The sequence below is a fragment of the Chryseobacterium taklimakanense genome (genome assembly GCF_900187185.1).
GTDB lineage: Bacteria > Bacteroidota > Bacteroidia > Flavobacteriales > Weeksellaceae > Planobacterium > Planobacterium taklimakanense.
Genome location: NZ_LT906465.1, coordinates 1,734,900 through 1,746,869, shown reverse-complemented (window position 1 = coordinate 1,746,869; position 11,970 = coordinate 1,734,900). Strand labels below are relative to the sequence as shown.

General features: G+C 41.8%; 10 protein-coding genes. All 10 read right to left on the bottom strand.

Going from position 1 to position 11,970, the window contains the following annotated elements:
• Positions 1–23 precede the first annotated feature (23 nt).
• Complete coding sequence (locus CKV81_RS08320) at positions 24–1,001, bottom strand: cell division protein FtsQ (RefSeq protein WP_095072304.1); 978 nt, start codon at positions 999–1,001, stop codon at positions 24–26.
• A 96-nt stretch (positions 1,002–1,097) separates the two neighbouring features.
• Positions 1,098–1,484 carry a GxxExxY protein gene (locus tag CKV81_RS08315; protein ID WP_095072302.1) on the bottom strand — a complete coding sequence of 129 codons (387 nt, stop codon included), beginning with the start codon at positions 1,482–1,484 and terminating at the stop codon, positions 1,098–1,100.
• Between the two features lie 88 nt (positions 1,485–1,572).
• Complete coding sequence (murC, locus tag CKV81_RS08310; protein WP_095072299.1) at positions 1,573–2,928, bottom strand: UDP-N-acetylmuramate--L-alanine ligase; 1,356 nt, start codon at positions 2,926–2,928, stop codon at positions 1,573–1,575.
• Between the two features lie 54 nt (positions 2,929–2,982).
• Positions 2,983–4,095, bottom strand: coding sequence for an undecaprenyldiphospho-muramoylpentapeptide beta-N-acetylglucosaminyltransferase (murG, locus tag CKV81_RS08305; protein WP_095072297.1), 1,113 nt, complete (start codon positions 4,093–4,095; stop codon positions 2,983–2,985).
• Positions 4,096–5,337, bottom strand: coding sequence for an FtsW/RodA/SpoVE family cell cycle protein (locus CKV81_RS08300; RefSeq protein ID WP_095072294.1), 1,242 nt, complete (start codon positions 5,335–5,337; stop codon positions 4,096–4,098).
• Positions 5,338–5,364: 27 nt separating this feature from the next.
• Positions 5,365–6,714 carry a UDP-N-acetylmuramoyl-L-alanine--D-glutamate ligase gene (gene murD, locus CKV81_RS08295; RefSeq protein ID WP_095072287.1) on the bottom strand — a complete coding sequence of 450 codons (1,350 nt, stop codon included), beginning with the start codon at positions 6,712–6,714 and terminating at the stop codon, positions 5,365–5,367.
• Positions 6,715–6,783: 69 nt separating this feature from the next.
• Positions 6,784–8,025 (bottom strand): phospho-N-acetylmuramoyl-pentapeptide-transferase, encoded by a 1,242-nt coding sequence (gene mraY, locus CKV81_RS08290; RefSeq protein WP_095072285.1) that lies wholly within the window; start codon positions 8,023–8,025, stop codon positions 6,784–6,786.
• Positions 8,026–8,094: 69 nt separating this feature from the next.
• Positions 8,095–9,555, bottom strand: a complete 1,461-nt coding sequence (locus CKV81_RS08285; RefSeq protein WP_095072283.1) for a UDP-N-acetylmuramoyl-L-alanyl-D-glutamate--2,6-diaminopimelate ligase — start codon at positions 9,553–9,555, stop codon at positions 8,095–8,097.
• 57 nt (positions 9,556–9,612) lie between these two features.
• Positions 9,613–11,604: a penicillin-binding transpeptidase domain-containing protein gene (locus CKV81_RS08280; RefSeq protein ID WP_095072281.1), complete on the bottom strand. Its 1,992-nt coding sequence runs from the start codon at positions 11,602–11,604 to the stop codon at positions 9,613–9,615.
• Positions 11,588–11,956 carry an FtsL-like putative cell division protein gene (locus tag CKV81_RS08275; RefSeq protein ID WP_095072279.1) on the bottom strand — a complete coding sequence of 123 codons (369 nt, stop codon included), beginning with the start codon at positions 11,954–11,956 and terminating at the stop codon, positions 11,588–11,590. Before CKV81_RS08275 ends, CKV81_RS08280 begins: the two co-directional genes overlap by 17 nt.
• Between the last annotated feature and the right edge of the window lie 14 nt (positions 11,957–11,970).

The following is an 11,970-nucleotide window of genomic DNA, read 5'->3' as shown; positions in this document are numbered from 1 at the left end:
TGTTTATGTCGATTTGATTTTTTTTAGTTCTTTTTATCTGTGTTTTTCTTTTTCGGTTCTTCCTTCTTTTCCGTGACCTTTGGTTTTTCCCTGGCTTTGGATTCAGTTTTCTTTTCTACCTTTTTTTCTGCAGGTTTGGCAGCTTCAGGCTTTTTTTCAACGGGTTTTACTGAATTATTCTGCGTTGCCTGTGCGAGGGCTTTTTTCCGTACAATCTCGGGCGCTTTGTCAAATTCTTTTTTCCGCGCGGAGATAATGCTGTCGTTCTCCTTGTAATTTGGATTTAGGGTGGTCACAATCTGATTATCGTACCGTACCGAAACCTTAGAATATTTCTGCGGATCCTGATAAACCAGAAATTTCTCTACAAAGGCCTTGAAACCTTTAACCTTAAATTCAATATGATCCAGATCACCGATTTCTACCCTGAAATTTCCTTCGCTGGTAAGCAGATAATAGCTGTTCTTTTCTTTTTTAATCCCTATAAAATACTTGCGGCTGAAATCGTCTTTATTAATTTTTTCCACCAGTTCTGCAAGTTTTAGATATTCGCCTCTCTTCACATCGCCCGTCACCAACATTGACGGGTGCGAATAATTTTTGGAAATCGGGAATTCATAGCCTTTTTTATCCACATAAAAATCCTGTCCGTTTTTATTCAATCTGAATGCCGGAACTTTCTGCACAATGTCTACGTTCAGGTTACCATTAAGATTCAGATACACATTGGCGCTGTCTACCGACGGGAAGTTGTTGACTTCTTTTTCCAGCATCGGAATATCGATATCCCCGATTCTTTTGCTTGGATTTGATTTTTTTATGAAGTCTTTCACGTCCTTTTCATCAATGAAATATACTTTTTCATCGTTATGTGGATACACCATATTAACCGACACCTTTTCCATCGAAGCGTTATTGAAACGTTTCAATGAAAAACTCAGCAAAAACCCGAAAATGATTACGGTGCTAAGGATCTTTAATATTCTCCACTTGTTTTTCATTATTTCTTTATAATCGCAAGGATAGACTAGGGTTTTTTACAATTTTTTACTTTTTTTTGATAAACAAAGAGCGCTTCGCTTGGTTACAAGGTTAAACTAATCTTCGTCAAGCCCGTTTGCAATTCTTTTAACTCCGTCTTTAAATAATCTTTGGTTAAAGTTTAATAACATTCCTAATTTGTAATTGCCAAGTCTGAGGTAGTTTTTAAGTTGAGCCTTATCAAAACTTGTCAGATTTTCTACAGATTTAATCTCCAGGACAACTTTATTTTCAATTACAACATCCATTTTATACGCGTTTTCAACTTTTAAATCTTCATATTCAATATGCTGGTGTTTTTGTCTCTCAACATTTAATCCCGCCTTTTGAAGTTCATAAATCAAGCATTCCTCATACACCCGCTCATAAAGCCCGACACCCAGTTTCCGGTGAATTTTTAATCCACAATTGAAAACAATTTTAGAAATGTCATTTTCGGTCATCTGGTGTCTCTTTGCAATTCGCTTCAGCGAATCCTGGTTTATCTTATATTTTCATGCTGTTGCAAAAAATCTTTGTTTGTCATTGCGTTTACAGATTTCCAAGCCATTCCACAATCGGGTCGTACAGCGTATCGATATTTCCGGCGCCGACGGTGAGCAGGATGTCAAAATCTTTTTCTTTTATTTTATTAAATGCTTCGCCTAAAGACGAAACTTCTTTCTTTTGGTGGTTTACTTTTTCCAAAAGCCAATCCGAACTTATTCCGGGATAGTTTTCCTGAAGTTCGCGCGCCGGATAAATGTCTAAAAGCAGGAGCTCATCGCTGTTTTCAAGGCTTTGGGCAAACCCCTCTGCAAAATCTCTGGTCCGGCTGAACAAATGTGGCTGAAACACAACCAATAATTTCTTATCCGGATAAAACGTCCTGATAGAGCCGATTACCGCATTGAGTTCGGTTGGGTGGTGGGCGTAATCGTCGATATAGACTTTTCCACCATCAAAATTGTTGATGGTGTAGCGCCTTTTGATGCCTTTGAAAGATTTGATGCCTTTCTGCAGCGTTTCAAAATCAACCCCAACGGCATTCAGCATGGCGATGGCCGCCGTTGCGTTTTCCACATTATGAATTCCCGGAATATGCCACTCAAAAGGAACAGTTTGGCTTCCGTTGTGGAAATCAAAATGCATCATTCCATCCTCCGCACGCAGATTGTCAGAGTAATAATCTGCTACCTCATTCACTGCATACGTTTTACCCGCCCGGCCAATATCAATGCCTTTTCTTATAAAAAGTTGATCTTTGTCCGGAACCAGCGCCGCAAATTCATTGAAGCCTCTCTCAATGGTAGCTACATCACCGTAAATATCCAGATGATCGGCATCATTTGACGTGATAATCGCCCAGTCCGGTGACAAATTCAGGAAACTTCGGTCGTATTCGTCGGCTTCCAGCACTGAATATTGATTTCCGTTGTACAGGAAATTTGATTTAAAATTCTCAGAAATTCCGCCTAAAAAACATGAGAAAGGCAAATCCGCCACCAGGCAAAGATGCGCCACCAAAGTTGAAGTCGTTGTTTTCCCGTGAGTTCCTGCAACAGCGATGCACTCAGTATTTTCGGTGATAAGGCCAAGGACTTTTGCACGCTTCAGAACGGTAAATCCGTTTTGACTGAAATAATCAAGAATTCCCAACACTTTGATGGCCGGCGTGTAAATAACCAGGGTAGTTTCTTTGTCGAGCCCGGTAATTCTTTCATCAATTTTATCTTCAAAAACAATATCAATTCCTTCGGACATCAAGGCTGAAGTAAGTTTGGTTTCCGTTTTGTCGTAGCCCAGAACTTTCTTGCCGGAAGCGTGGAAATAACGCGCCAAAGCACTCATCCCAATGCCGCCAATGCCAACGAAATAGAAGTTTTGATATGTGTCTAAATTTATCATTTATTGTTGTTATGTATTATGTACAAAGTGAAATGCACATAATGCCTAATACTTTTACAGTTGTACAGCTTTAATTATTTCATCTACAATTTCTTTCGCTGCGTTTGGTTTTGCGAAGAATTTCATGTTTTCTGACATTTCCTTTCCCAAGGTTTCACTTCCCGTGATTACCATCAAAGTGGGCCAGAATTTTTCTTTCATTTCGGAATCTTTCACCATTCTCGCTGCATTTTTTTCAACCAGACTCATCGCATTTACGGTTTGATGGTCTTCTGCGGCAAACGGGAACGGTACCAAAAGCACCGGTTTCTGTGCCACCGCCAATTCGGAAATGGCAATCGCACCGGCTCTGGAAACAATAACATCCGCCGCGGAATATGCCAGCGCCATATCGGCAATAAATTCCTTCAGGTGGATTCCAGTATCTGGGTTTGAAGTTTGAGCCTGTGTCTCCTTCAGCAAATTTTGGTAATCTAAGCGCCCGGTCTGCCAAATAAGCTGATAATCTTTCTCTAAAACTTTCTCCAAATTTTCTTTCCAGGCATTGTTCAAAGTCCGCGAACCTAAGGAACCGCCAACCGAAAGAATTGTGAGTTTATAAGGGTTGAAGCCCAATTTTTCTTTCGCGGTTTTGGCATCAATCAGTCCGTCCGCAATATTTTGCCGGATTGGGTTCCCTAAAAACTTAATTTTTTCTGGCGGGAAGCCATTCACATTGGGAAAAGCCGTAAAAACCGCTTTTGCCTTTTTACTCAGAAATTTATTCGTTACCCCTGCATGCGCATTCTGCTCCTGAAGAAAAGTAGGAATACCCAGACTTGCCGCCGCATACAGCGCAGGTCCGCTCGCAAAGCCGCCGGTTCCCACCGCAAAATCCGGTTTGAATTTTTTCACCAGATTTTTTGCTTTCAAAACACTTGCAATTGCTTTGAAGGGGAGTTTAAAGTTGGCTAAAATATTGCCCCGCTGGAAGCCTGCAATGTTCAGTCCTTCAATTTTATAGCCTGCCTGCGGAACTTTTTCCATTTCCATTTTTCCAATGGCTCCGATGAACAGAAATTCGGCATCCGGAAACCTTTTCTTGATCTCGTCTGCAATCGCCACCGCCGGAAAGATGTGTCCGCCGGTTCCGCCGCCGCTCATTAAAATTTTTAATTTTCTGTTCATTTACGCGATATCGTTTATCTCTTCAATACTTTGTTTTTTGCCCATTCCTTCCTCATCATAAACCTGAATTCTGGAACTTACATTCAGCACAATTCCCAACTGGAAATAGGTGACTAGCATCGATGTCCCGCCATAACTTATCAGTGGCAAAGGTTGTCCGGTAACTGGAATTAAATTCACCGCAACGGCAATGTTCACAGCAAGCTGCACGAAAATCATCAGCCCCATCGCCAAAACCAGCAGCGATCCGAAAAACGCCGGCATTTTACTGGCTATCATCACAATACGGATAATCATAATCAGGTAAAGTGTGATGAGGAAAAATGCACCGATAAATCCATATTCTTCAACAATAATTGCAAAGATGAAATCGGATGCTGACTGTGGCAACATCTGTTTCAAGGCGCTTTTGCCTGGTCCCATGCCTGTGATTCCCCCGTGTACAATGGCGGCTTTGGCCTGCATTACCTGGTAATTTTTTGCCTTCATTTCCTCAGATTCAATTTCTGAAGGTTTTGTTTTCGCCGTGGTGAAGGTTTCTATACGGCTCATCCATGTATGAACACGGTTTCCGCCGATCATATTGGTATTCAGTGCTACAATAATGAACATTGCCCCGGCAATAAACGCTGCAGAAATGAATCCCGCGACATATTTCCAGTTCAGCTGACCGATGATTAAAACAGCAATAGACACCATCATAATCATCAGAGCCGTAGAGCCGTTGTCTTTGGCTACCAGTAAGAAAACCACAAGGATAGGTCCGAATATGTAAATAACATTCTCAATCGGGAGCCTTTCCCGGTTTATTTTTTTGGTTAAATATCTGCAGAGGTAAATGATGAGCATTAAATAAGCAAAAGACGACGGCTGGAATGAAAACGGTGTTCCCGGAATCCTTAACCATCGCGACGCACTGGCTCCATCGATCTGCTGCCCCGAAAACATAGTAATCACCAATAAGAGAATTGAGAAACCGAGCAAAATCGCACTGAGTTTACCAATGTGTTCATATTTTACAAAACCCACTGCACGCATAACCGCAAGGCCCAGCACAACGAAGAACATATGCTTCATCAGGTGGCCGGTCGTGGTTCCGGTGTTCACGATATACTCCAGGTTTGAACTGGCAGAATATACCGGGAAAATGGAAAACGCAGAAATCAAAATAATGGTTATCCAGAGGACTTTATCGCCCTTCAGATACTCAAGTTTGCTTTCTCCGGTGTATTGTTCGTTCATTTTATGAATTAAAAATTGATATTTTTACTAATTCTCAATTATTACCTGTTCATTTTTTAAGACTTCTTCTTTAAATTTTTTTCCTCTGTCTTCGTAGTTTTTGAACAAATCGAAACTTGCGCAACACGGTGACAGCAACACGGTATCTCCTTTTTCAGATATAGATTTGCTGATTTTCACGGCCTCCTCCATACTAGACGTGTCGTATATAAATTCCTTTTTATCTCTGAAAAATTCTATAATCTTCTCATTGTCAACGCCCAGACAGATGATCGCTTTTACTTTTTTCTTTACCAGATCTTCGATCTCGGCATAGTCATTTCCTTTGTCCACACCGCCAACGATCCAGACGGTTGGTGTTTTCATACTTTCTAAAGCAAAATAGCAGGCATTCACGTTGGTCGCCTTACTGTCGTTGATGTATTTTACACCTTCAATATCCGCTACTATTTCTAACCTGTGCTCCACGGCCTGAAAGGTCATCAGGGAGTTTCTGATGCTTTCGTTACTGATTTTCAAAATCTTACCCGCAATTGAAGCAGCAAGAGAATTCGCAACGTTGTGTTTTCCGACCAATGATAAATCTTTGATCTTCATCGAGAATTCTTCCTGCAGTTTCACAAAGATCCTATCTTCAGTCGCATAAGCACCCTCGGAGACTTTTTCTTTCATAGTGAAAGGCAACATTTTCGCTTTTATGGCAAGTTTTTCCAAAAGGTTCATGCTCATCTCATCATCCTTGTTATAGATGAAAAAGTTGTCATTCTCCTGATTTTCAGCGATTCTGAATTTGGCTAAAGCGTACTCTTCATAATTGTAATTGTACTGATCCAGGTGATCCTGACTTAAATTCAGCAACATAGAAATATACGGTCTGAAGTTTTGAATATCATCGAGCTGGAAGGAGCTCACCTCCAGAACATAGTAATCGAAACTCTCGTCCGCAACCTGTTTTGCAAAGCTTTTTCCGATATTTCCGCCCAACCCGACATTCAGTCCGTCATTTTTTAAAATATGGTAAATGAGCGATGTTGTCGTGGTTTTCCCGTTGCTGCCGGTAATGGCGATGATCTTTGCATTGGTAAATTCCGAAGCAAATTCAATTTCAGATGAAAGCCTGATCCCTTTCTGATTGGCTTTGAAAATGATGTCCGCTTTCTTTGGAATTCCCGGGCTTTTCACGATCCAGTCTGCATTGAGGATTTTGTCCTCAGTGTGCATGCCTTCCTCGAAATCAATTCCGTTTTCCATCAACAGCTGCTTATAGCTTTCCCGGATCTCACCTTTATCGGAAAGAAATACTTCCATCCCTTTCTTCTTGGCAAGATACGCTGCACCAAAACCGCTTTCGCCTCCTCCTAAAACTACAATTCTCATTTTTTGCTTTCTCTCTTTTTATCCGCAGGATTCACCTACGGCCATTCAAACTGAATCCTTCGGATTCCCTTATCTCACTTTCAACGTAATCAAACAGATGATCGCCAGCATAACCCCAATGATAATCATACGGTTAACGATTTTACTCTCGTGGTAACCGCTTTTCTGATAATGGTGGTGCAGAGGTGACATCTTGAACAATCTGTTGGCCTGGGCATATTCTAACCCAAATTTTCTTTTTCTGTATTTAAAGACCCCCACCTGCAGCATCACGGAAATATTTTCGATGAGGAAAATCCCGCAAAGCACCGGAATCAGGAGTTCTTTTCTTAAAATAATTGCTAAAACCGCGATCACGCCGCCGAGCATCAAACTGCCGGTATCGCCCATGAAAACCTGGGCCGGATAAGTATTGTACCAGAAAAATCCAATCACGGCACCTACCATCGCGACGGCAAAAATGGTGGTTTCACCCATATTTGGCAGGAACATAATGTTCAGATAATCTGCAAAAATGATGTTCCCTGAAACGTACGCGAAAAATGCCAGCGTCAGAAGTATGACGGCACTGGTCCCGGCCGCAAGCCCGTCAATTCCATCAGTAATATTGGCGCCGTTCGACACCGCCGTTACGATGAAAATCACCAGCGGAATGAATACCATCCACGCATTTTCGTGTCTCTCATCAGCATCCATCCAGAACAGAACGCCGCTGTAATCGAACTCATTGTTTTTCACAAATGGCACGGTGGAAACTGTTGCTTTTTCTGTCTCCATAAAATTTTGCTCCACATTGTTACGGTTAACCACCTGTGCATCAGCATATTTTCTTTTTACAACCACATCCGGATGGAAATACATCGTGACGCCCACGATCAATCCTAAGCCAACCTGACCGATAACCTTGAATTTCCCGCTTAAGCCGTCTTTATTTTTTTTAATTTTCTTTAAATAATCGTCAATAAACCCGATAGCTCCCATCCAAACCACTGAAATCAGCAGCAAAAGAATGTACACATTCAGAACCTTTGTGAAAAGCAGCACCGGAATTATGGTTGCCAAAATGATAATTAAACCTCCCATTGTTGGTGTTCCTTCCTTTTGTTTCTGCCCCTCCAAGCCGAGATCCCGCACGAGTTCGCCCATCTGTCTGCGTCTAAGGAAATTAATGATTTTCTTTCCGTAAATCAGCGCGATCGCAAGCGACATCAGAACAGAAATTGCAGCTCTGAAAGAGATGTACCTCAACAGGTTAAGTCCCGGAATGTGAATCCCGTTTGCGGTTAAATATTCGTAGAGATAGTATAACATATCTTTTGTTTCAAATTCAAAGTTTCAAGTTGAGATTCTGCACTTCGTTCAGAATGACAGTTTAACTTGTTATTTTCCCATAATCTTTAATAATTCCTCAATCACTTCGCGGTCATCAAAATGGTATTTTTCACCATTGATTTCCTGGTAGTTTTCGTGGCCTTTTCCGGCAACTACGATAATGTCCCTTGGTTCCGCAAATTTTATAGCCATTTTTATGGCGTCTTTCCGGTCGGGGATCGACGTGTATTTGCTGTAATTCTGAGCCTCGACACCCTGTTCTATATCTTTTATGATATCAGCGGGGTTTTCATTCCGCGGATTGTCTGAAGTGATGATCGCCAAAGTGGATTTCCGTGTCGCAATTTTTCCCATTTCCGGGCGTTTCGCATGATCACGGTCGCCTCCGCAGCCAAAAACGGTAATCAACCGCTCATTTTTTGTACGGATTTCATTAATGCTGTCTAAGACATTCTCTAAAGCATCCGGCGTATGCGCATAATCCACTACGAAATAAATTCCCGATGGGGATTTGATGGTTTCAAACCTGCCGTGCACTCTTTTCAAAGTTGAAATAACCTGCAAAACCTCCTCTTCATTAAATCCCAATTCAACCGCCACTGCAAAAACCAGAAGCAAATTATAAGCGTTAAACTTCCCGGTTAAAGTGGTCCAGAATTCTTTGCCGTTGAAATTTAAAAGCATTCCGTTAAAATCTACTTCCAGGATTCGGCCGTGAAAATCCGCCATCGTTTTCATTGCGTAGGAAACTTTTTTTGCTCTCGTATTCTGAAGCATTATCTTTCCGTTTTTATCATCTACATTGGTGATGGCAAAAGCCTCTGCCGGCAGTTCATCGAAAAATCTTTTCTTCGTTTTCAGGTATTCTTCAAAGGTTTTATGATAATCCAGATGGTCGTGGGTGATGTTGGTAAAGCCGCCAACTTTAAAGTGCAGTCCTTCGGTTCTGTTCTGATGAATCCCGTGGGAGCTTACCTCCATGAAGGCATATTCGCAACCTTCATAAACCGCTTTTGCCAAAATCTGGTTGAGCGTGACCACGTCCGGAGTGGTGTGCGTGGATGGAATGACCTCACCGGCAATTCTGTATTCAACGGTAGAAATCAAGGCACATTTGAAACCCAAAGCCGTGAACACATCAAAAAGCAGCGTGGAGACCGAAGTTTTACCGTTGGTTCCCGTAATTCCCACCAAAGTGAGCTGCTCGGACGGATTACCATAATAATTAGAAGCCAGTTGCCCTAAAGTTTTTGATGAATCTTTTACTTTAATATAAGTGATTTCCGGATTGAAATTTTCAGGCAAAAATTCACAAATAATGACTTTCGCACCTTTTTCAACAGCAGAATCTATGAATGAATGCCCGTCAGCAAGTGTTCCTTTCAGGGCTACATACAGCGAATTCTCCACAGCTTTCCGGCTGTCGAAAACAATTCCGGATACTTTGCGGTTCATTGCTCCGGAAGTTTCCAGGGTTGGAATTCTTTGTAATAGCTCTGTGAGGTTCATTAAATCTTTTTTTACAAGTTTAAGATTTCAAGTTTAAGGTGTTTTTGCTTATCCGTTCTAATTCTGCAGCTGCAGATAAATTCTTTGGTTTTTATTAATTACAGTGCCTTCCAGCGGGAATTGCTCCCTTATTTTCCCTACACCTTTATAATCTACTCTGTAGCCTGCATTTTCAAGCTGCGGAATGACATTTTTCCCGATCAGGCCGGTTACTTTAGGCATTTTGCGGTTGTTCACAGTCACTTTCACGTTGGCTTCTGTCAGTTTTGACAAATCAACTTTCTTATCAACCAAAAGCTCCTGTTCCACATTTTGTGGAGTTTTCAGGAAAGTCTTTCCGGCAATTTCCTTAAAGACTGGTGCAGCAACCGTAGCTCCGTAAAATCCTTTTGCAACATCAGGCTCACTCACCATCACATAACATGTATATTTCGGATTGTCAGCCGGATAAAAACCTGCAAACGAAGCGCGGTATTTCATTTTACCCGGCAACCAATATTCAAATCTTGCGGTTCCTGTTTTTCCTGCCATTTTCAGGTTTGGGGTGAAGATGCTTTTTGCCGTTCCTTTTTCTACAGCTTTGGTTAAAGCGTGCGTCATCATGTTGATCGCTTCCGGGGATGCCATTCGGTTTACCATTACTTCTGGTTTTGCCTCATAAAGCGTTTGCCCGTCTTTCATGATTTTTTCAATGAAAAGCGGTTTCAGCATTTTTCCTTTATTGGCAATTCCGTTGTAGAAAGTCGTCAGCTGCAGCAAATTGAAGTTTGTGGAATAACCGTAAGATATAGACGCTAAAGTCGCAGCGTTCCATTTAGAGTGTTGCGGCGTGTAAACAAACGGTTTGGTAATTCCCGGAAGTTCGATGTCCATTTTATCAAACATTTTCCACCGTTTCAAGTGATCCAGAAATACCTGAGGCTTACTCGCATAATATTGCGTGATTAGCTTCGCAGTTCCTACGTTGCTGGATTTTGCCAAAACATCACTGATCTCGTAAGTTCCGCCACCGTGACCGTCAGAAATTCTCTGTCCTGCGTAATTCCAAACCCCGCCGCCGACATTTACTGTTGTTTTTTCGGTGATAAAGCCATCATCCATGGCAGCAAGCAGAGAAACCGTTTTGAAAGTAGAGCCGGGCTCAATCCCGTCTTTCAGAATATAATTGTAGGCGTCGACATAAATTCCAGGCTCTGTGCGGCGCAGATTTACCATCGCTTTTACCTTTCCGGTAGCAACTTCCATCACTACCACGCAGCCGTGAACGGCATCAAAATTAATGAGCTGTTTTTCTAGAGCCGAATGCGCAATGTCCTGAATTCTAAGGTCCAAAGTCGTGTAAACATCCTGCCCGTCAACCGGTTCTTTGGCTTTCCAGTAATCAATGGGTTTCCATTGTGCGGAATTGACTCTTTGTTCGAGCCTCGTTCCATCCTGGCCCTTTAAATATTTTGAAAAAGCCGCTTCAAGACCGGATTTTCCGCGGTGGTCATCCATACCGATGGTTCCGGCGCCGATTTCGGTGGTTGCGAGCTCTCTTTTATAGTTTCTGTCAACGATGAATCCGCCTCTGTTCTTCCCTTTCACGAAAATCGGAAACTTGCGGATTCTGTCGTACTGATCAAAATCCAAACCTTTAATCAAAGAATAGTACTGGTTTTTCTTCGCTTTCTGAGCATCAAATTTCTGACGGAAATAGCTTCTTGGTTTTCCAAACATTTGACTTAAAGAATCTGTAAGAGCACCGATATTCTGAGCGTAAGTTGTATCACGGATTGTCTTGAAATCGATATAAATGTCGTAACGCATCACTGTAGTTGCAAGAATGGAACCGTCTGACGCATAGAGGTTTCCACGAGCAGCCTTCAGGGTGGCTTCCCGATAATTTTTGCTGATATAATCTTCTTTGATCTCCTTTACATTAGTATTCTGAAGGATGATGATGCGGCCAAGAAACACCACGAACAGCAGAAATGCGGCAAAGGCGAAGACATAGCCCCACCTTAGAGTTTTCTTTCTTTTGATATCGTAATCACTGTGTTTTTGCATCGGTACTGTCGAGTTTGATCAATAATTTGTGCGGATGGCTCTCCAATGTCATTAATGAGTCCGAAATCATCTCCTTACCGAGTTCAGACTCCATTTTCACTTTTATAAGGCGGCTTTGTGCAAAAGCGTTCCTGGATTTGTATTCTTCAGCCTGCTCCTTCAGCGCATTCACTATTTCAATTTTCTGATTTACAAGGTGATTGCTGTAGATCATGATCATCATCAGCGCAAAAAGCAGCAGGAAATATTTGTAGTGCACCTTCAGTTCATCTCTGTTCAGGAAATTTCCCTTTACAATATCGATGAAGGTCAGTTTCTTTTTCGGTTTATATGTTACTCTTCTCTTTGCCATTTCAGATGTCTGAT